The organism is Shinella agrisoli (genome assembly GCF_046557955.1).
GTDB lineage: Bacteria > Pseudomonadota > Alphaproteobacteria > Rhizobiales > Rhizobiaceae > Shinella.
Map to the genome: position 1 here is coordinate 17,451 of NZ_JBJIEP010000029.1, position 18,765 is coordinate 36,215.

An 18,765-nucleotide genomic window follows, 5' to 3' on the forward strand; every position below is an offset into this window, starting at 1 on the left:
CGCGCCCGGACCTTAAGAGACCGCCCATGAAGAAGATCGACGAAGACGCGCTCGCGGAAGCCTACAACCGCGCCCTTTCGCTGGAGAAGTCCGGCGATTTCGATGCCGCCGCCAAGGCCTATGCGCAAGTGCTGGCGCTCGATCCCGACGACCACGGCGGCGCGGCCGTGCGCCTTGCATCGATGGGCCGCGGCGACACGCCGGAAAAGGCGCCGGACGCCTATGTCGCCACGCTCTTCGACCAGCATGCCGAGGTCTTCGACAACGTGCTCGTCGACCAGCTGGGCTATTGCGTGCCGCTCCTCGTGCGCCAGCGTTTCCAGGCGCTCGGCCTCGGCCCGTTCGGGCGCGTGCTCGATCTCGGCTGCGGCACGGGCCTCACCGGCGGGGCGCTACGCGACATGGCCGAGGACATCACCGGCGTCGACCTTTCGGAAAACATGGTCGAGATCGCCCACGACAAGGACCTCTACGAGACGCTCTACGTCGCCGAGGCCGTCGACTTCCTCGACGACAACGACGACGAGCCCTTCGACCTCATCACCGCGACGGACGTGCTGCCCTATCTCGGCGCGCTGGAACCGCTCTTCTTCGGCGCCGCCGACAATCTCGCGCCCGGCGGCCACTTCATCTTCTCCTCCGAGACGCTGCCGGACGAAACCTTCGCCGGCCGTCCCTTCATGGTCGGCCCGCACCAGCGCTTCGCCCACGCCGCCGCCTACGTGCGCCAGCGCCTCGAGGAGACCGGCTTCGACCTCGTCGAGATGACGGACATCACCGTGCGCATGGAGGAAGGCGAGCCCATCCCCGGCCACCTGGTGCTGGCGAAGTACCGCGGCTGACGGAGAGGTTTGCGCGAAGGGGCGGATCCTCGGATCGGGCCCGAGGGTCCTCCCTCTGCACTACCTCCCTTTACGGGAAACACTTTCGCCGCAACCGATCATCCGCTACATCTCCTGCCAGAATTTGCAGGAGATTCAGCATGGCAAAGGTTGCGTTCATCGGTCTCGGCGTCATGGGCTATCCCATGGCAGGCCATCTCAAGGTCAAGGGGGGCCATGAGGTGGCGGTCTACAACCGCACCTTCGCCAAGGCGGAGAAATGGGCCGCCGAATTCGGCGGAAAGGCGTTCCGCACGCCGGCGCAAGCCGCCGGGGATGCCGATTTCGTCTTCACCTGCGTCGGCAACGACGACGACCTGCGCTCCGTCACGACGGCCGCGGACGGCGTGCTCGACGGCATGAAGCCGGGCGCGATCCTCATCGACAACACCACCGCCTCCGCCGAGGTCGCCCGCGAGCTCGACGCCGCCGCCAGGGCCAGGGGCTTCGGCTTCGTCGACGCGCCCGTCTCGGGCGGCCAGGCCGGCGCGGAAAACGGCGTGCTCACCGTCATGTGCGGCGGCGACGAGGCGACCTTCGAAAAGGCAAGGCCCGTCATCGGGGCCTATGCGCGCATGGTCGGCCTGATGGGCCCGGCCGGTGCCGGCCAGCTCACCAAGATGGTCAACCAGATCTGCATCGCCGGCCTCGTGCAGGGCCTTGCGGAAGGCATCCATTTCGGCCGGAAGGCCGGCCTCGACATGGAGAAGGTCATCGAGGTCATCTCCAAGGGCGCTGCCGGCTCCTGGCAGATGGAGAACCGCCACAAGACGATGATCGCCGGCACGTACGATTTCGGCTTCGCCGTCGACTGGATGCGCAAGGACCTCGACATCCTGCTTTCCGAAGCCCGCCGCAACGGCGCGAAACTTCCCGTCACGGCCCTCGTCGACCAGTTCTACGCCGACGTGCAGGAGATGGGCGGCAGCCGCTGGGACACGTCCTCGCTGCTCGCCCGGCTGGAAAGGAAATAGGGTGCCGCTCCGCCGCGCCGTCCTTGCCCTCGCCGCGTTCATCCCCCTTGCCGCCCCGGCGGGCGCAGACGATGCCGCCCGCCTGGCGCTCGCCTCGGCGCTGCACCGCAAGATCGCGCAGTGCTGGATGGTCCCGGCGGACCTGCCCGCCCATGTCGGCACGGTCCGGGTGAAATTCTCGCTGACGGAGGCGGGCGAACTCGAAGGCTCGCCGGCGGTCGAAGGCCCGCTCGGCGGCGATGCGGCGACGAAGGCCTTTGCGGCAAGCGCGGTGCGCGCCGTCGTACGCTGCGCCCCCTACGGCGAGCTGGCGCAGCTTGGCCCCTACGCGGCCTGGAAGACGGTCTTCGTGAACTTCAAGCGGCCGGACCTGTAGAACCCGCTCAGTCGTCGCCGCTCTTCTGGTTGTCCACGACCATGTAGTCGAGCGGCAGCTCGGTCGTGTACTTGATCTGCTCCATCGCGAAGGCGGAGGAGACGTCGCGGATCTCGATGCGGGCGATCATGCGCTTGTAGAAGGCGTCATAGGCGGCGATGTCCGGCACGACGACGCGCAGCAGGTAGTCCACCTCGCCGCTCATGCGGTAGAACTCCACCACTTCGGGGAACTCGACGATCACCTCGGAGAAGCGCTTCAGCCATTCCGTGGAGTGCGAATTGGTGCGGATGGAGACGAAGACGGTCACCTTCGTGTTGATCTTGCCGGGATCGAGCAGCGCGACGCGCTTGCGGATCACGCCGTCCTCTTCCATCTTCTGGATGCGCCGCCAGCAGGGCGTGGTCGAAAGCCCCACCTTCTTGGCAAGGTCCGCCACTGCGAGCGTGGAATCTTCCTGCAAGAGACGCAGGATTTTGCGGTCCAGACGATCCATCGAACTCCCCTAAAACAGGTCCGGCAAATGTGCGAAGCGGTTCTGCGCCCGGACCTGCGTGAAACAAAAGAAATTTAATTCCCTCATATACCGAGATAGCAGCAAATTGAAAGAATTACATTTCATTCCGTAAGCGTTTTCACCCGCTTTCGCAACTCCGGCAGAACCTCTTCCTCGAACCAGGGGTTTCGCTTGAGCCAACCGGTGTTGCGCCAGCTCGGATGCGGCAGCGGCAGCACGGCCGGCCGTTCGTTGCGCCCGAGATGCCGGCGCCAGCCGCGCACCGTCTCCGTCATGCTCGACGCCTTGGCCGCGCCGAGATGCCAGGCATGCGCATACTGGCCGATCGCCAGCACCAGCTCGACCTGCGGCATGGCGGCGATCGCGCGCGGGCGCCAGAGCGGCGCGCATTCCCGCCGCGGCGGCAGGTCGCTGCCGTGGGCGTCGTAGCCCGGAAAGCACAGACCCATCGGCACGATGGCGAATTTTTCCGGATCGTAGAATTCCTCCCGGCTCACCCCCATCCAGCTGCGCAGCCGGTCGCCCGAGGCGTCGTTGAACGGCAGGCCGCTCTCGTGCACCCTGAGCCCCGGCGCCTGCCCGGCGATGAGGATGCGGGCGGTACCGGAGATGACGGCGACCGGCCGCGGCTCGTGCGGCAGTGTGTCCCCCGCCCGCGCCGGCGCGTCGCGACAGAGCCGGCAGGCCGCGATCGCCGCGCGCAGCGCGGCAATCCCGCCTGAAGGGTTCCCGTCGTCCATCGCACCGCCCGTCACGTCAGTCCCAATGCATCCAGAATGCCGCCGAGAACGCCGGGTTCCGCCTCGTGGACGTCCTGCGGCCGGCCGTTCATCCTGCGCCAGTCCTGCGGCATGTCGAATTCGGAGCCCCAAAGCCCCTTGCGCTCGGCCCTGGCGAACCGCTCCTCGTCCTCATAGCCGCCGTAGGCGACGGCAAGGCCCTCGCGCACCATGCGTTCGCCGAGGTCGCCGCCCGCGGTCTCGCAGCGCGCCAGCCAGCGGTCGTACCGGTCCGTGCCCTGCGTCCGGCAGGTGACAGGCCCCGCGCGCAGGAGCTCGGCGAGCCGCGAGCGCGCGGCGACGCCGCAGCGCCAGTCCGCCCCGTCCCGCTTGCACACCTGCGTCATCTCCGGGGTATCGATGCCGACGAGGCGGACGCGGTGGCCCTCCAGCGTGAGCGTGTCGCCGTCCGCCGCCCGCGCCGTGCCGGCGATCGTCTCGCCGCCTTCGCCGCTCACGCGCGCCACGACGAGCGCCGTCAGCGCCAGGATCGCAACCGCCACGCCGATGTCGCGCGCCCGTCTGGAAAGTCCCATGGAACTTCGTTTCCCAATTCGATTCTTGACGTTGCGTCATATGCCGAAAGGCCGCCGACTTCACGTTACGGAAAATGCCGGAATGGTTCGCAAATGGTTTATGCGCGGCAGCATCTTCTTAAGGATTCCGGCCTAGAATTCAACGCTGTCCGCAACAGTTGCAACCGTGATGAGTACCGGCGTCAGTACCTCGACCGACAAGATCATCGTCGACAAGTCGCGCAGCCATCGTAACAAGGCTGTCACGCGCGCTGTCCGCGCGACTCGCGAGCGGTTGCAGACGGCCACGGGCACCTCGCCGGGCTTCGAGCGCGAGATGATGCAGCTGCACATCGATTCGACCGTGCAGGGCGCGCTCGCCGTGCCCATGGTCGTCGTGCTGATCGCCGCCGGCGGCATCTATCTGACGCAGGAGGCCGGCCTTGTCGCCTGGGCCGTGCTCGCGCTCAGCGTGCATGCGATCGGCATGGTCGTCGCGCGCAGCGCGCGCAGGCAGGACATCACCGGCGACAACGTGCGCCGCTGGCAACGCCGGTTCCTCGCCGCGCAGGTCCTCATGGGCATCGCCTGGGCGACCTTCGCTCTGCAGGGCTGCGGCCGGTGCGCCGGCGTCACTTTCGAGTTCTACAAAGGCTCCTCGCTGCTCGTCGCGCTCGCGGTGACGGCCATGAGCACGCTGATGCTGCGGCATGCGATCCTCTGCGCCTTCGCGCCCACCGTCGCGGCCCTCGCCGCCTCCGCCCTGCTGCGCCCCGACCCGGCGACCGTCGGCATGACGGCGATCATCGGCGCCGCCCTCGTCTTCCTCGTCTTCATGACGCACCGCCTGCGCCATACGAGCGCGCAACTCCTCTCCTCCCAGTCCGAAAAGGACGACCTGATCGCCGAGCTGGAGGTGGCCAAGTCCATGTCGGACGAAGCCCGCCGCCGGGCGGAGGAGGCGAACCTCGCCAAATCCCGCTTCCTCGCCTCCATGTCGCACGAGCTGCGCACGCCGCTGAACGCCATCCTCGGCTTTTCCGAGGTCATGTCGACCGAGGTGCTCGGGCCGCTCAACAATCCGGTCTACAAGGAATACACCTCCGACATCCACCGCTCCGGCCAGCATCTCCTCAACCTCATCAACGAGATCCTCGACCTCTCCCGCATCGAGGCCGGCAAGTACGACCTGTCGGAGGATTCGGTCCAGCTCGTCGACATCGCCGAGGATTGCATCGGCATGGTGCAGCTGCGCGCCCGCGCCAAGAACATCACCATCTCCGAGCAGGTCGAAAGCGGCATGCCGGCCGTCTGGGCGGACGAGAAGGCGCTGCGCCAGGTCGTTTTGAACCTGCTCTCCAACGCCGTGAAGTTCACGCCTCAGGGCGGCGAGGTCGTCGTCAAGGCCGGCTGGACGGCCGGCGGCGGCCAGTACATCTCGATCAAGGACAACGGCCCCGGCATTCCGGAAGACGAGATCCCGGTGGTCCTCTCGGCCTTCGGCCAGGGCTCCATCGCCATCAAGAGCGCCGAGCAGGGCACCGGCCTCGGCCTGCCGATCGTGCAGGCCATCCTCGCCAAGCACAACGGCGAGTTCATCTTGAAATCCAAGCTGCGCGAGGGCACCGAGGCGATCGCCATCCTGCCCGCCAAGCGCGTCCTCCAGAGCCTGCCCGCCGTCAGCGAAATCCAGGCCGTCGCGCCGCGGAAGAAGAGCTTCGCCTGAGGCGTAGCGGTTTGCCGCGTGGATCCTCGGGTCAGGCCCGAGGATGACGACAGAAGAGAAATGTGACGGCAAAAAGCGACAGCGTGCCGCAGCGTTCAATGGGCAGGCAGCCTCTCCTCCCCTCCGTCATCCTCGGGCCTGACCCGAGGATCCACGTGGCGAATGCCTATGCCTCAGATGAACTTGGAAACCACCACATAGCCGGCATAGCCGGCATTGGCGACGATCAGGCAGAAGACGGCGAAGGAGCCAAGGTCCTTGGAGTGCTTGCCCATCTCGGAGATCTCCGGCGACACCCGGTCGACGATCTCCTCGATCGCCGTGTTCAGCGCCTCGAAGGCGACCATCAGCAGGAAGAGGATCGCCATCGCCACATACTGGAAGAACGACGCGCCAACGGCCGCGAAGAGCACCATGGCGACGGCGAAGGCGATCAGCTCGTGGCGGAAGGCGGATTCGCTCAGCAGCCGGCGCGCGCCGCCGGCGGAATAGCTCGCGGCCGCCAACAGGTGGCTGAAGCCCTTCTTCTTCCTGATTGGTCCCCGATCCATTCCGACAATCCCGTTCTCGTTCGCCATGCCCTGGCGGTCTCCATCCACGCCATTGAGGCTTTTTGCCGGCCGCTCCGTCACGACCGGTTGCTGACGCCCGCCTGGGCGAAGGTCGCCATGCCGGAATGGCAGGCGGCCGCGGCCTTGACGATGCCGGCGGCGAGCGCCGCGCCCGTGCCCTCGCCGAGCCGCATGCCGAGCGCCAGCAGCGGCGTCTTGCCGAGCTTCTCGATCGACTTCAGGTGGCCCGGCTCGGCCGAGACATGGCCGATCAGGCAATGGTCGAGCGCGGCCGGGTTGGCCGCGCGCAGGATCGCGCCGGCCGCCGTTGCGACATAGCCGTCGATGATGACGGGGATCTTCTGCATGCGGGCGGCGAGGATCGCGCCGGCCATCGCCGCGACCTCGCGCCCGCCGAGGCGGCGCAGCACCTCGAGCGGATCGGAAAGGTGGTCGCGGTGCAGTTCCACCGCCTTCTGCACGGCGGCGATCTTGCGTTGCAGGACCTCGCCTTCCGAGCCCGTGCCGGGGCCGACCCACTCCTCCGCCGTGCCGCCGTAGAGCGCGAGGTTGATCGCCGCGGCGATCGTCGTGTTGCCGATGCCCATCTCGCCGACGCACAAGAGGTCCGTGCCGCCGGCGACCGCCTCCATGCCGAAGGCCATGGTGGCGGCACAGTCGCGCTCGGAAAGGGCCGGCTCCTCGGTGATGTCCGCGGTCGGGTAGTCGAGCGCCAGGTCGAAGACCTTGAGGCCGAGGTCGTGCGTCACGCAGATCTGGTTGATCGCCGCCCCGCCGGCCGCGAAGTTCTCCACCATCTGCGCCGTGACGGAGGACGGATAGGGCGTGATGCCCTGCTTCGTCACGCCGTGATTGCCGGCGAAGATGGCGACGAGCGGGCGCGTCACGGCGGGCGGACGGCCCGTCCAGGCGGCGAGCCAGAAGGCGATCTCCTCCAGCCGCCCCAGCGCCCCCGGCGGCTTCGTCAGCTGCGAGTCCCGTTCGCGCGCGGCGACCAGCGCGGCCGAATCCGGGCCGGGCAGGTTGCGCAGCAATTCACGAAAGTCATCGAACGGCAGGCCGCTGGCACTCATCTTGGGGAATTCCTCGGTTTGGGCTTTCAAAGGCGGGTGTTTGGTGTTGTCAGTTGGTTTTTTACGCAGTTCCGGGCTGCGCACTTTTGCTGGAACTGCTCTAATAGAGCGAGGGCGCGAATCCGACAACCGCATTTGCGGCGGCGTTTACCGCCTTTTGCGGCGATGTGCCGCGCGGGTGGATCCCCGGGTCGAGCCCGAGGATCGCCCTCGCCTCCGATGACGGAACAGCAGGGGCAAACGTGGTGACGACCATCCAGGACTACATCGACGACACCGCCCGCTCGGTCGCCTTTCTCTCGCGCGTGCCGGTGCCGCAGCGCCACTTCATCGGCCATGACGGGCGGCTGTCGCGCGCCGTGCGGGCCTTCCCGCTCGCCGGCGTGCTGATCGTGCTTCCGGCCGCCGCGCTCGCCGCCGTCCTGTCGGCCCTCTCCGCCCCGCCCCTGCTCATAGCCTTCGCCACGCTCGCCCTGCAGGTGCTCGTCACCGGCGCGCTGCACGAGGACGGGCTCTCCGACAGTGCCGACGGCATCGGCGGCGGGCGCGACCGGGAAAGCGCGCTTGTCATCATGAAGGACAGCCGCGTCGGCTCCTATGGGGCGGTCGCGCTCATCCTCTCCTTCGGCCTGCGCGCCGCCGCCGTCGCGGCGCTCGCCGCCGCGCTCACGCCCTCCGGCCTCGGCATGGCGCTGCTCGCCGTCGCCGCCGCCAGCCGCGCCGCGATGGTCTGGCACTGGTCGCTGCTGCCGCCCGCCCGGCGCGACGGCGTCGCCGCGTCGGTCGGCGAGCCGGAGAGCCGGGCGACGGCCGCGGCGCTCGCAAGCGGCATCCTCATCGCCGCGCTCCTCATCCTGCCGCACGGCACCGTGCTTGCCTTCCTCCTCGCATCGGCCGGCGCCGCCCTCGCCGTCCTTTCCTTCAACCGCATCGCCATGCGCAAGATCAGCGGGCACACGGGCGACACCATCGGCGCGGCGCAGCAGCTCGCGGAAATGTCAGTGCTGTTCGCCCTTGCCTTGACGCTCTGAGCTGCCGATATAGAGGACGTAGTTCCTGGAGACGCGATGGAATCGCCCTGCATTCTCGTCTGTTCGATCGACATGGTGACCGGCTACTGTTTCGGTTGCGGGCGCACGCGCGAGGAGATCGGCGCCTGGACGCTCTACAGTCCCGAGCAGCGCCGCGCGATCATGGCCGAGCTGCCGGCGCGCCTCGCCACCGTCGAGCGCAAGCCCCGGCGCGAGACCCGGCGCGCCCGCATGGCGCGGGAGCGCGGCGACGCATGAGGTTCTATCTCCTTCTCGGCATCCTTGCCGTCGGCCTCGTGCTTCTCATCCTCAACCACGACAGCGGCCGCACGCTCGGCATCGCCAACGACGATTTCGGCCGCCTCGTGACGCTCTCCGCCATCGGCACGATGCTCGCAACCGGCATTCTCGCCAGCCGCCGCCAATGGGGCGAAAGCCTGCGCCAGGCCGGGATCTGGCTGCTGCTCGTCCTCGCCCTCGTCACCGCCTATCTCTACCGCTACGACCTGCAGGAGGTCGGCAACCGCCTGACCGCCGGCCTCATCCCCGGCCGCGCCGTGGTGACGACGAACGCCGGCGGCGAGCAGATCCTGGTGATCCACAAGGGCGTCTCCGGCCACTACGAGGCCGACGTGTCGATCGACGGCGTGCCGCTGCGCATGCTGGTCGATACCGGCGCAAGCTCCGTCGTGCTGTCCTACGAGGACGCCATGCGCCTCGGCATAAACCCGGACAACCTGATCTTCTCGATCGACGTCTCCACCGCCAACGGCCGCGCGCTCGCCGCGCCGGTCACGCTGCGCCAGGTCGCCATCGGCCCCATCCTGCGCGGCACGATCCGCGGCATGGTCGCCCAGGAGGGCCGCCTCGACCAGAGCCTGCTCGGCATGAGCTTCCTTGGGACCCTCGGCTCCATCGAGATCACCCGCGACGAGTTGCGGCTGAAGGACTGATCAGGCCGCGTGCTCGAACCGGTAGTGCAGCCGCACACAGCCCTTGTCAATGACCTTGGCGCTGACCAGTGTCGGGCTGGCGCGAAACCCGGTCAGCGGAAACAGCGCCCGCCCGCCGCCCAGCATTTCCGGGATGACATAAATCTCGATCTCGTCCAGCGCCCCGCGCTCGAGGAAGGCCATCTGCAACTGCCCTCCGCCCAGCATCCAGACATCGCCGTCGTCGAGCGCTCTGAGTTCCGCAATGAGCGCATCGATATCACTGCGTGTTTCGAGCGGCCCCTTCGGTGTCACGATGGGACGCGAGGTAACGACGAAGGTCCGCTGGTCCCCATAGGACCATGGCGAGGCTTCGCGCGCGATGAAATCATAGGTTCCGCGCCCCATCACGACGGTGCGGATGGTCTTGAGAAAGGATCGGTAGTCGTGCTCGCCGAGGTCCATGCCGTCATATTTGAAAAGCCAGTCAAGATTGTCGTTCTCGTCGGCGATCAGCCCGTCGAGACTGGCGGCGATATACCCTATGATCCTGGCCATCCTGGAATCTCCTTGAATAATAAACGAACGTACATTTATATATAGCCATGGCACGACACAAGACAATCCCGGACGAACAGGTCCTCGACACCCTCCTCGACACTGTGATGGAAACCGGCCCCGCCGGGCTGACCTTCGCGCGCGCCGCCAAGGCGGCGGGCCTTTCGCCCGCGACGCTCGTGCAGCGCTACGGCGACCGGGAAAAAATGCTTCAGGCAGTGCTGCTGCGCGCCTGGGACAGGCTGGATGCGGAAACCGAGGCCGCCGACAGCGAAGCAGCGCCGACCCCTCCCGGCGCGGTCGACATGCTGATGCGCCTGATACCGCCTGATACCGCCGAGCAAAACGCCACGGACGGCCTACTTATCCTGCGCGAAGACATTCGCGACCCCGTGCTGCGCGCCCGTGGCGCCGCCTGGAGCTACCGTATCGTCGCCGCCCTCGCCCGCCGCCTTTCCGACGACGCCGAGGAGGGAAAACGCCTCGCCTGGCAGATGGCGAGCATCTGGCAGGGTGCGCATACCTGGTGGGCGTTCACGCGGGAAGAGCCCGCCGAGACGGCCATCCGGCGCGTGCTGGAAAGCTGGCTGAAGGGCGGGGCGCCCCTCAGTTCTTCAGCTTGTACCCCGTCTTGAAGATCCATGCCGTGATCGACAGGCACACGACGAGGAAGCCCAGCACCGTCACGAGGCTGACGGCGGGGTTGACGTCGGCGATCTCGTAGAAGCTCCAGCGGAAGCCGGAGACGAGGTAGAGCACGGGGTTGAAGTGGCTGACCGTCTGCCAGAAGGGCGGCAGCATGTCGATGGAGTAGAAGCTGCCGCCGAGGAAGACGAGCGGCGGGACGATCAGCATGGGGAAGAGGTTGAGCTGCTCGAAATCCTTCGCCCAGATGCCGATCATGAAGCCGAACAGGCTGAAGCTGACCGCCGTCAGCACGAAGAACAGGATCATCATCAGCGGATGCTTGATGGATATGTCGACGAACAGCGAGGCGGTGAGGAGGATGATCGTGCCGACGATCAGCCCCTTGGTCGCCGCCGCGCCGACATAGCCGATGACGATCTCGATCATCGAGATGGGCGAGGAGAGGATTTCGTAGATCGTGCCGGTGAATTTCGGGAAGTAGATGCCGAAGGAGCCGTTGCCGATGCACTGGTTGAGCAGCGTCAGCATGATGAGGCCGGGCGCGATGAAGGCGCCGTAGGGCACGCCCTCCACCTCCTGCATGCGCGAGCCGATCGCCGCGCCGAAGACGATGAAGTAGAGCGAGGTGGTGATGACCGGCGAGACGACGCTCTGCAGCAGCGTGCGGCGCGTGCGCGCCATCTCGAACCCATAGATGGACTTGATCGCCTCGAAGTTCATTTGCTTGTCCCCACCAGCTCCACGAAAATGTCCTCCAGCGAGCTCTGCTCGGTGGAGATGTCCTTGACCCGGAGGCCCGCCTGCGAGAGCGCCGAGAGCAGCGAGGAGATCCCCGTCCGCTCGCCGGAGGAATCGAACTCGTAGACGAGCCGCGCGCCCTCGTCCGAAAGCGTCAGCCCGAAGGGCGACAGCGTGTCGGGGATCGCGTCCACCGGCTCGGCGAGCTCCACGGTCATCTGCTTGCGCCCGAGCTTGGCCATCAGCGCCTTCTTCTCCTCCACCAGCAGGATTTCCCCGTGGTTGATGACGCCGATGCGGTCGGCGATCTCCTCCGCCTCCTCGATATAGTGCGTCGTCAGGATGATCGTGACGCCGTTGGCGCGCAGCCGCTCGACGAGCTGCCACATGTCCTTGCGCAGGCTGACGTCCACGCCCGCCGTCGGCTCGTCGAGGAACAGCACCTTCGGCTCGTAGGAGAGCGCCTTGGCGATCAGCACGCGCCGGCGCATGCCGCCCGAAAGGTGGCGCAGCATCGTGTCCTTCTTGTCGTAGAGCGAAAGGTCGCGCAGGATCCGCTCGACCAGCGCGGGGTCCGGCGGACAGCCGTGCAGGCCGCGCGAGAAGGACACCGTGTTCCATACGGTCTCGAAGGCGTCGAGCGTCAGCTCCTGCGGCACGAGGCCGATGATCGCGCGGGTCTTGCGGTACTCGGCGAGGATATCGTGCCCGCCGACGGTCACGGTGCCGCCGCTCGGCGTGACGATGCCGCAGATGATCGAGATCATCGTCGTCTTGCCCGCGCCGTTCGGCCCGAGCAGCGCGAGGATCTCGCCCTCCTCGATGTCGAGGTCGACGCCCTTCAGCGCCTTGAACCCCGTTGCGTAACTCTTGGTGAGATTGCGGATGGAAACGATGGGCGCCATGGGACGGTCCGGAGAGAGGGAATTTCATGCGGAAGGACACCCTATATGGCGTATCCTTTGTCAATTTTCACCCGCGAGACGGAAAAAAGTTGCTCATCCGTAGATGCTGTATAGGAAGCGCAGCGAGACCAGGATCAGGAAGACGCCGAAGCCGGTTTCGAGCTGCCGCTTGCTCATGGCATGCGCCAGCCGCACGCCCCAGGGCGTCACGATCAGCGCGATCGGCGTGATGAGCGCGACGGCGATCCAGTTGATGAAGCCGGTGGAGCCCGGCGGCAGGCCCGGCGCGCCCCAGCCGGCCCAGGCATAGCCGAAGATGCCGGGAATGGAGATCAGCACGCCGACGCCCGACGACGTCGCCACCGCCTGGTGGATCGGCCGGCCGAACGAGGTCATGTAGGTGTTGTTGAGCACCCCGCCGCCGATGCCCATGAGGCCGGAGAGCGTGCCGATCGCCACGCCGGCGGCCTGGTTGACGAGGCCGGCCGGCAGCCTGTCCCCCACCCGCCAGCTGTCCCGGTTGAAGAGCATGCGGATCGCCACGAGCAGCGCGATGCAGACGAAGACGAGGCGCAGGCCGACGCTCGATATCGCCGCGGCGATCACGGAGGCGAGGATCGCGCCGAGCGGCAGCGCGATGAGCCAGCTCCTCAAGAGGTCGACGTCCACCGCGCCGCGCAGGCGATGCGAGGTGAAGGAGCGCACCGACGTCGGCACGATGATGGCGATGGAGGTTCCGACGGAAAGGTGCATGCGCACGGCCTCCGGCACGTCGAGGTAGCCGAACACCTGGTAGAAGACCGGCACGAGGATGGCGCCGCCGCCGATGCCGAAGATGCCGGCAAGCAGGCCGGAGACGACGCCTGCGGCAACGAGCGCGAGCGCGAACAGGGCAAGATCGGCGAAGGGCGGCATGGAAGGCTTCCGGGGATTGTCGGGCGGGGCGGCGACTCGCGCAAATTTCGCGCGGGCGGCGGCCAACTGTCATCAAACCGTGACCGATTTCAACCATCGTCTGCGCGAGGCCGAAGGGAACGGTTTGCACCCCGCTCACTCCCCTTTCCCTGCCCCGGCAGCGGCCTTGCTCCCGGACCCTGAGGGAGCCCATCGGCGGCCCCATCCGCCTGCTTCCTCCGCGGAAGCCCGCATGCATCCCCGCCGGCCCGCCGGCGCGGATGATGGAATGTGACGTTCCAGGCAGCCGCCGCCCCTAGGCGTTCTGCCGCCCCCTTTTCGACCGGCGTCCCGCCGGTCTTTTTTTGCCCGCGGCAAACATGTCGCCTCACCCGGCCGACGCGTTGGTGAACACCGCGAGCTGATCGGCGAAGGCGCGCTTGTAGGCGGGCCGCGCCTCGCCGCGGGCGATATAGGCGGCAATGTTCGGAAACTCCTCCAGCAGGCCGGAGCGCTCCAGCCGGCGCAGCACTGTCACCATCATCAGGTCCCCGGCGCTGAATGCCCCGTCCAGCCAGTCGGCATCGCCGAGACGGCGGGAGAGTTCGTCGAGCCGGGTGCGCACGCGCTGATCGAGGAGCGGCTGGCGCTCGGCATACCAGGGCTTGTCGCGCTCCACCAGAAAGGCCATCGAGTGCTCGATGATCAGCGGCTCCACCGTGCTCAGCGCGGCGAACATCCACATGATCGCGCGCGCCCTCGCATCTGCATCGTCGGGCAGCAGGCCCGGATGACGCTCGGCGATGTGCAGCACGATCGCCCCGGATTCGAACAGGGCGAGATCACCGTCCTCATAGGTCGGGATCTGCCCGAAAGGATGAAGCGAGAGATGCGCGGGCTTCTTCAGCGCCGCGAAGGAGACGAGGCGAACCTCGTAGGGCTGGCCGACCTCCTCGAGCGCCCAGCGGACGCGCATGTCCCGCGCCAGTCCCCTGCCGCGGTCGGGAGAGCTTTCGAATGCGGTAATCGTCACGGTCATCATAGCCTCCATGGCTTGTCGCCTGGAAGACGCTCTGCCACGCACGTTTCCGACATCCGGGCCGAAGCAATTTGCGCGGGGCTACGACCCTACAGGCTGCAATGCCGGTAGCCGGACTTGCGCACGCGCAGGTCGAAGTGGAAGTGGTCCTTGTGGTAGCGGTCGCTGCCGGGGCCGAGCACGGTGGAGAAGTATTTGCAGCTGTCGCCGCGCACCGCCTTGAGCAGGCCCTTTTCGCGGAACGCGAAGAAGCCCTTCCTCTCGATGGCGATCGCCTTGCCGTTCTTCAGCACGATCTTGCCGACGTCGATGGCGTTGCCCTTGGCGTGTTCCGACATTGCGGCGCCGCGCCGCGAGTTCATCGTGCGGCAGGAATAGGACGACATCTGGTGGATGGCCGAAACGCCCGACAGGTAGCGCAGGCGCGCCGAGGGAACGAGCTCCTGCTTCACCCAGCGGGCGAAGGCTTCCGTGATCTGGCAGTTGACCTGCGCCGCCGGCTTGATCTGGATGCCGCCGGAAAGGCCGGAAAGCTCGACGGGCCATTGGATGCCGCAGGAGCGCCCGCGCGAGATGCGCGGCACGTCGCGGAACTTGACGCCGAGCTTCTTAAGCCTCTGGCGGCAGGCCTTTTCCGAGGCAGGCATGCCGCCCATGGTTTCGGGCGTCTGCATCGGGTTGTTGAGGCGCGGCAGGAAGGCGACCTGCTCCTCCTCCGCCGCCCGCGGGCGACGCCGGGTCGCGGCCTCGTCCGGCACGCGCAGGTACCCGCCGCCTTCCGCCGCGGCGCCGAGATCCATGCCCGCCTCGGACATCGGGATCATGTCAGGCTGGCCGATCTGCTGGGGCGTGTCCGTGCCGATGCCGTCGACCACGACCTGCGTCGCGTTGCCCTCGGCGATCTCGCCGGCCTGCGCTTCGGCAAGGCCCTCGACGCGCCCGACGCCGAGCCCTTCGTCCATGTTCACGCCGCCTTCGGGAACGGTGAGCATGCCCGAGGAGGCCTGCACGGGCTCGCCGACGCCCATGGCCTCGTCGCTGTCGATCATCGGCAGGCGCTTCCTTTCCGCGGCGGGCGTCGCCATCGCGGTATCGGCGGGCCCGCCGAAGTCGCCCGAAGGATAGGCCGCCGGATCGCCGCCGGCATCGCCCATGTCGGCCGGCACCCGCGCCACCTCCTCGGCCGGCACGATGGCGCTGACGCCGGCGCCGTCTATGTCGTCGGGCGGCGCCATGCCGCCGGAACAGGCGACGAGCATCGCCGGCAGGAGAAGCAGCCCGAGCGGCCTGCGGAGACGAGAAACAAACGCAATACCCATTGTCACTTCCGCCTGGCGTCCGCCTCCGCCCGATGCGGAGTCCCGGTTGCGCACATTCTTGTCCGGCGATGGTGCAGGCGGCTTTTGTCCGCATTCGGACGCCGGGCCTGAAAAACCGGATCGCAAGCCGACATGCCTGCATTTCCAGAAGATTTTGTCGCAACAGGGTAAAGGAAACGTTCCCGCCCGCCCCGCCGGAAACGAAAAACCCCGGCGCGTCCGGCGCCGGGGCAAGGGTGTCCGGAGATCGTCTTTTCGGTTATGCGGCGCGGCGCCGGTGGTCCGCCGCTCCGGCCGGGTTCAGCCGGAAGTTCCCGAGCAAGGCCTTCAATTGCTCGCTTTCCTGGGTCAGCGTCTGGCCGGCGGCATTGGTCTCCTCGACCATGGCGGCGTTCTGCTGGGTCATCTGGTCCATCTGGTTGACCGCCGTGTTCACCTCGGCAAGGCCGGTCGCCTGCTCGCGGGCCGCCGTCGCGATCGACGTCACCTGCTCGTTGACCTTGTTGACGAGAAGCTCGATCTCGGTGAGCGCGTCGCCGGTCGAGCGCACCAGCGCGACGCCGGTCCCCACTTCGGCGGCCGAGTTGCTGATGAGGCCCTTGATCTCCTTGGCCGCATTGGCCGAGCGCTGGGCAAGCTCGCGCACCTCCTGCGCCACGACCGCGAAGCCACGGCCCGCCTCGCCCGCCCGCGCCGCCTCGACGCCGGCATTGAGCGCGAGCAGGTTGGTCTGGAAGGCGATCTCGTCGATCACGCCGATGATCTGGCTGATGCGGCTGGAGGCGTCCTCGATGCGGCTCATGGCGGCGACGGCATCGCGCACGATCGTGCCCGAACGGCCGGTCGACTGCTTCGTTTCGGCCACCATGCGGCTCGCCTCGGCGGCGCGTTCGGAGGCGCTGCGCACCGTCGCCGTGATCTCGTCGAGCGCGGCCGCGGTTTCCTCGAGCGAGGCGGCCTGCTGTTCCGTGCGGTGCGAGAGGTTGTTGGCCGCTTCCGCGATGCCGCCGGCGCTGCCGTGCACGATGTCGGTGGAACGGGCGATCGCGTGGATCACGCTGGAGAGCGCGTCGACCGCGCGGTTGAAGTCGTCGCGCAGCTTGGCGTATTCCGGCGCGATCGCATCGATCGAAACCGTCAGGTCGCCGTTGGCAAGGCGCTCCAGCGCGCTGCCGACGACGTGCATGGCATCCGCCTGGACCTGGCTGATCTCGCGCTGGCGGCGCTCGCTCTCGCTGCGCTCCTCGTCGAGGCGAACCTGCTGCTCGCCCTCGCGGGCCCGCAGCTCGGCGCGCTCGGCGACGGAGCGGCGCAGGACCGAAACCACCTTCGCCATCTCGCCGATCTCGTCCCTGCGGTCGGTCTCCGGCACGTCGCCGGAAACGTCCTCGTCGGCGATCGCCTGCATGGAGGCCTTGAGGCGGCGCACGGGGTCCGTCACGCTCTTCACGATCGCATAGGCCGCCAGCATGATCGCAAGGCCGCCGATGCCGAGGATCACCGCCGTCTCGATCGCGTTGCGGCGGAACATGGCGGAAAGGTCGTCGGCATAGACGCCCGTGCCGACGACCCAGCCCCAGGGCGCGAAGCCGGCGACGTGGGAATATTTCAGCACCGGCTCCTCGAAGCCCGGCTTCGGCCAGTAATAGTCGACGAAATCCTGGCCGGTCGGGCTCGCCTTCACGGCCTTGACGAATTCCTGGAAGATGTGCTTGCCCGTCGGGTCGGCCATGCCGGACTGGTCCGTGCCGTCGAGTTCCGGCTTGATCGGATGCATGACGATGACGGAGCTCATGTCGTTGATCCAGAAGTAGCCGCTGTCCTCGTAGCGCAGCGCCCGCACCGCGTCCTTCGCCCGCGTCTGCGCCTCTTCGCGCGTCAGGGCGCCCGCCGTCTCCAGCTCGTGGTAATGTTTGAAGAGCGTCAGCATGCTCTGGTCCATCGCGGCGAGCTTCGACTTGCGCTCGGCGACCATCGCGCCCTGATAGTGGTAGAGACTGTAGACGAGCGCCCCGGCAAAGATGGTCAGGGCCAGCCCGACAAGCAACGACAGGCGCGTGGATATTCTGAGATTCTTCACCGGGTCCTCCTCGACGTCCCGGGGCGCAGTGCCCCTTGTGCTCAAAGGTCCGGGAAACACTTTAAAATCATCTAAAATTGCAACTATCAGTTTTTAGAGATTGAGCATGCCCTGAAATGCCGGGGCCGGCCTTCCAGCTCCGCATCCTCCCCCTTTCTCCGTCCGGCGCATTCGGCTAGACCGGAAGGAACCATGGAGAGGACCGCATGACCGATACCCATATGCCGAACGGACAGCTCACCCTTCGCACGCTCGCCATGCCGGGCGACGCCAATGCCGCCGGCGACATCTTCGGCGGCTGGGTCATGGCGCAGATGGACCTTGCCTCCGGCATCCGCGCCGCCGAGCGGGCGCGCGGCCGCGTCGTGACCGCCGCCGTCAAGGAGATGGCCTTCGAGCTGCCGGTCAAGATCGGCGACACGCTCAGCATCTATACGGACATCGCCCGCGTCGGCCGCACCTCGATCACGCTCACCGTCGAGGCCTGGGCGCAGCGCTACCTCAGCACGACGCTGGAAAAGGTGACGGCCGCGACCTTCGTGATGGTCGCGCTCGACAGCCAGGGACGGCCGACGCCGGTTCCCGTCGAATAGACCGCCCGGGAGGGGCCGAATGGAACACGACATGCCGCCGGACCCGGCCGTCTTCGCGCATATCCGCGTGGTCATCGGCATGGTCATCAGTCTCAGCCTGGCCCGCGTGCTGACCGGGATCGCCGTGTTCATCCAGCATCCGGGAAAGACGAAGGTCTATCCCGTCCACCTTGCATGGGCGGGTTTCCTGATCCTCTACCTGCTGCATTTCTGGTGGTGGGAATTCCGCCTTCAGGTGCTGACGCCGATCGACTTCGGCGTCTACCTCTTCGTCGTCAGTTATTGCTGCCTCTTCTTCATGCTGGCCGTCCTGCTGTTTCCGACGACCCTCGACGACTACGCGGGCTACGAGGACTATTTCTACTCGCGGCGCAAATGGTTCTTCGGCGCCTTCGCCCTCGTCTTCGCCGTGGACCTTCTGGACACGGCGCTGAAGGGGATCGATTACTTCGACTCGTTCGGCTACGAATATCCCGTCCGCAACGTCGCCTTCATCGCTTTCTGCCTGCTTGCGGCATGGACGGCCGACCGCCGCTTTCACGCAACGTTCGTCACTCTCGGCATCGCATACCAGTTCAGCTGGATCTTCCGGGCCTTCGACCTCCTGAACTGAAA

22 protein-coding genes are annotated in these 18,765 nt (G+C 67.1%); 10 read left to right on the plus strand and 12 right to left on the minus strand.

Annotated features, from left to right (window positions below; translation table 11 throughout):
* The first annotated feature begins 26 nt into the window (after nucleotides 1-26).
* The 3 genes from ACIIOY_RS23385 (at nucleotide 27) to tolA (ending at nucleotide 2,231) form a co-directional block, all read left to right on the plus strand.
* The gene (locus ACIIOY_RS23385; protein ID WP_411037076.1) at nucleotides 27-842 is read left to right on the plus strand and encodes a class I SAM-dependent DNA methyltransferase; all 816 of its coding nucleotides are present in this window, start codon (nucleotides 27-29) and stop codon (nucleotides 840-842) included.
* 122 nt (nucleotides 843-964) lie between these two features.
* Entirely contained in the window at nucleotides 965-1,855 is an 891-nt protein-coding gene (locus ACIIOY_RS23390) for an NAD(P)-dependent oxidoreductase (protein WP_411037116.1), read from the plus strand.
* 1 nt (nucleotide 1,856) lies between these two features.
* Nucleotides 1,857-2,231 (plus strand): cell envelope integrity protein TolA, encoded by a 375-nt coding sequence (tolA, locus tag ACIIOY_RS23395; RefSeq protein WP_411037077.1) that lies wholly within the window; start codon nucleotides 1,857-1,859, stop codon nucleotides 2,229-2,231.
* Between the two features lie 7 nt (nucleotides 2,232-2,238).
* Here tolA and ACIIOY_RS23400 read toward each other — a convergent pair whose 3' ends face one another.
* The 3 genes from ACIIOY_RS23400 to ACIIOY_RS23410 form a co-directional block, all read right to left on the minus strand.
* On the minus strand, nucleotides 2,239-2,727 hold the full coding sequence (locus ACIIOY_RS23400; RefSeq protein ID WP_411037078.1) for an Lrp/AsnC family transcriptional regulator: 489 nt from the start codon (nucleotides 2,725-2,727) through the stop codon (nucleotides 2,239-2,241).
* 122 nt (nucleotides 2,728-2,849) lie between these two features.
* The gene (locus ACIIOY_RS23405; protein ID WP_411037079.1) at nucleotides 2,850-3,488 is read right to left on the minus strand and encodes a uracil-DNA glycosylase family protein; all 639 of its coding nucleotides are present in this window, start codon (nucleotides 3,486-3,488) and stop codon (nucleotides 2,850-2,852) included.
* An 11-nt stretch (nucleotides 3,489-3,499) separates the two neighbouring features.
* Nucleotides 3,500-4,063: a thermonuclease family protein gene (locus ACIIOY_RS23410; RefSeq protein ID WP_411037080.1), complete on the minus strand. Its 564-nt coding sequence runs from the start codon at nucleotides 4,061-4,063 to the stop codon at nucleotides 3,500-3,502.
* A 169-nt stretch (nucleotides 4,064-4,232) separates the two neighbouring features.
* Between ACIIOY_RS23410 and ACIIOY_RS23415 the strand changes: the two genes are divergently transcribed.
* Nucleotides 4,233-5,768 (plus strand): sensor histidine kinase, encoded by a 1,536-nt coding sequence (locus tag ACIIOY_RS23415; RefSeq protein WP_411037081.1) that lies wholly within the window; start codon nucleotides 4,233-4,235, stop codon nucleotides 5,766-5,768.
* A gap of 173 nt (nucleotides 5,769-5,941) precedes the next feature.
* Here ACIIOY_RS23415 and ACIIOY_RS23420 read toward each other — a convergent pair whose 3' ends face one another.
* Together ACIIOY_RS23420 and cobT are read right to left on the minus strand one after the other, a co-directional pair.
* A complete protein-coding gene (locus tag ACIIOY_RS23420) occupies nucleotides 5,942-6,319 on the minus strand; it encodes a diacylglycerol kinase (protein ID WP_411037082.1) in 378 nt (125 codons plus the stop codon).
* A 77-nt stretch (nucleotides 6,320-6,396) separates the two neighbouring features.
* Nucleotides 6,397-7,413, minus strand: coding sequence for a nicotinate-nucleotide--dimethylbenzimidazole phosphoribosyltransferase (gene cobT / locus ACIIOY_RS23425; protein WP_411037083.1), 1,017 nt, complete (start codon nucleotides 7,411-7,413; stop codon nucleotides 6,397-6,399).
* A gap of 245 nt (nucleotides 7,414-7,658) precedes the next feature.
* On the opposite strand from cobT, the gene ACIIOY_RS23430 reads away from it, so the two are divergent.
* Genes ACIIOY_RS23430 through ACIIOY_RS23440 form a run of 3 tightly spaced genes read left to right on the plus strand, consistent with a single transcriptional unit; the run spans nucleotide 7,659 to nucleotide 9,397 of the window.
* A complete protein-coding gene (locus ACIIOY_RS23430; RefSeq protein ID WP_411037117.1) occupies nucleotides 7,659-8,444 on the plus strand; it encodes an adenosylcobinamide-GDP ribazoletransferase in 786 nt (261 codons plus the stop codon).
* A gap of 36 nt (nucleotides 8,445-8,480) precedes the next feature.
* On the plus strand, nucleotides 8,481-8,702 hold the full coding sequence (locus ACIIOY_RS23435) for a DUF1289 domain-containing protein (RefSeq protein ID WP_411037084.1): 222 nt from the start codon (nucleotides 8,481-8,483) through the stop codon (nucleotides 8,700-8,702).
* Entirely contained in the window at nucleotides 8,699-9,397 is a 699-nt protein-coding gene (locus tag ACIIOY_RS23440; protein WP_411037085.1) for a retropepsin-like aspartic protease family protein, read from the plus strand. Before ACIIOY_RS23435 ends, ACIIOY_RS23440 begins: the two co-directional genes overlap by 4 nt.
* Here ACIIOY_RS23440 and ACIIOY_RS23445 read toward each other — a convergent pair whose 3' ends face one another.
* Complete coding sequence (locus ACIIOY_RS23445; protein WP_411037086.1) at nucleotides 9,398-9,934, minus strand: dihydrofolate reductase family protein; 537 nt, start codon at nucleotides 9,932-9,934, stop codon at nucleotides 9,398-9,400. It abuts the gene before it with no gap.
* A gap of 47 nt (nucleotides 9,935-9,981) precedes the next feature.
* On the opposite strand from ACIIOY_RS23445, the gene ACIIOY_RS23450 reads away from it, so the two are divergent.
* Nucleotides 9,982-10,569 carry a TetR/AcrR family transcriptional regulator gene (locus ACIIOY_RS23450; RefSeq protein ID WP_411037087.1) on the plus strand — a complete coding sequence of 196 codons (588 nt, stop codon included), beginning with the start codon at nucleotides 9,982-9,984 and terminating at the stop codon, nucleotides 10,567-10,569.
* Here ACIIOY_RS23450 and ACIIOY_RS23455 read toward each other — a convergent pair.
* The 6 genes from ACIIOY_RS23455 to ACIIOY_RS23480 all read right to left on the minus strand — a co-directional run bounded on the left by ACIIOY_RS23455 (nucleotide 10,541) and on the right by ACIIOY_RS23480 (nucleotide 17,557).
* The gene (locus tag ACIIOY_RS23455; RefSeq protein ID WP_411037088.1) at nucleotides 10,541-11,302 is read right to left on the minus strand and encodes an ABC transporter permease; all 762 of its coding nucleotides are present in this window, start codon (nucleotides 11,300-11,302) and stop codon (nucleotides 10,541-10,543) included. The two genes, ACIIOY_RS23450 and ACIIOY_RS23455, sit on opposite strands and share 29 nt — an antisense overlap.
* Complete coding sequence (locus tag ACIIOY_RS23460) at nucleotides 11,299-12,225, minus strand: ABC transporter ATP-binding protein (RefSeq protein ID WP_411037089.1); 927 nt, start codon at nucleotides 12,223-12,225, stop codon at nucleotides 11,299-11,301. Before ACIIOY_RS23460 ends, ACIIOY_RS23455 begins: the two co-directional genes overlap by 4 nt.
* 93 nt (nucleotides 12,226-12,318) lie before the next feature.
* Entirely contained in the window at nucleotides 12,319-13,140 is an 822-nt protein-coding gene (locus ACIIOY_RS23465) for a sulfite exporter TauE/SafE family protein (protein WP_411037090.1), read from the minus strand.
* Nucleotides 13,141-13,507: 367 nt separating this feature from the next.
* Complete coding sequence (locus ACIIOY_RS23470; protein ID WP_411037091.1) at nucleotides 13,508-14,158, minus strand: glutathione S-transferase family protein; 651 nt, start codon at nucleotides 14,156-14,158, stop codon at nucleotides 13,508-13,510.
* Between the two features lie 89 nt (nucleotides 14,159-14,247).
* A complete protein-coding gene (locus tag ACIIOY_RS23475; RefSeq protein WP_411037118.1) occupies nucleotides 14,248-15,471 on the minus strand; it encodes an extensin-like domain-containing protein in 1,224 nt (407 codons plus the stop codon).
* Nucleotides 15,472-15,736: 265 nt separating this feature from the next.
* Nucleotides 15,737-17,557 (minus strand): methyl-accepting chemotaxis protein, encoded by a 1,821-nt coding sequence (locus tag ACIIOY_RS23480; protein ID WP_411037092.1) that lies wholly within the window; start codon nucleotides 17,555-17,557, stop codon nucleotides 15,737-15,739.
* 206 nt (nucleotides 17,558-17,763) lie between these two features.
* On the opposite strand from ACIIOY_RS23480, the gene ACIIOY_RS23485 reads away from it, so the two are divergent.
* Together ACIIOY_RS23485 and ACIIOY_RS23490 are read left to right on the plus strand one after the other, a co-directional pair.
* Nucleotides 17,764-18,150, plus strand: a complete 387-nt coding sequence (locus ACIIOY_RS23485) for an acyl-CoA thioesterase (protein WP_411037093.1) — start codon at nucleotides 17,764-17,766, stop codon at nucleotides 18,148-18,150.
* Nucleotides 18,151-18,169: 19 nt separating this feature from the next.
* Nucleotides 18,170-18,763 (plus strand): hypothetical protein, encoded by a 594-nt coding sequence (locus ACIIOY_RS23490; protein WP_411037094.1) that lies wholly within the window; start codon nucleotides 18,170-18,172, stop codon nucleotides 18,761-18,763.
* Nucleotides 18,764-18,765: the final 2 nt, after the last annotated feature.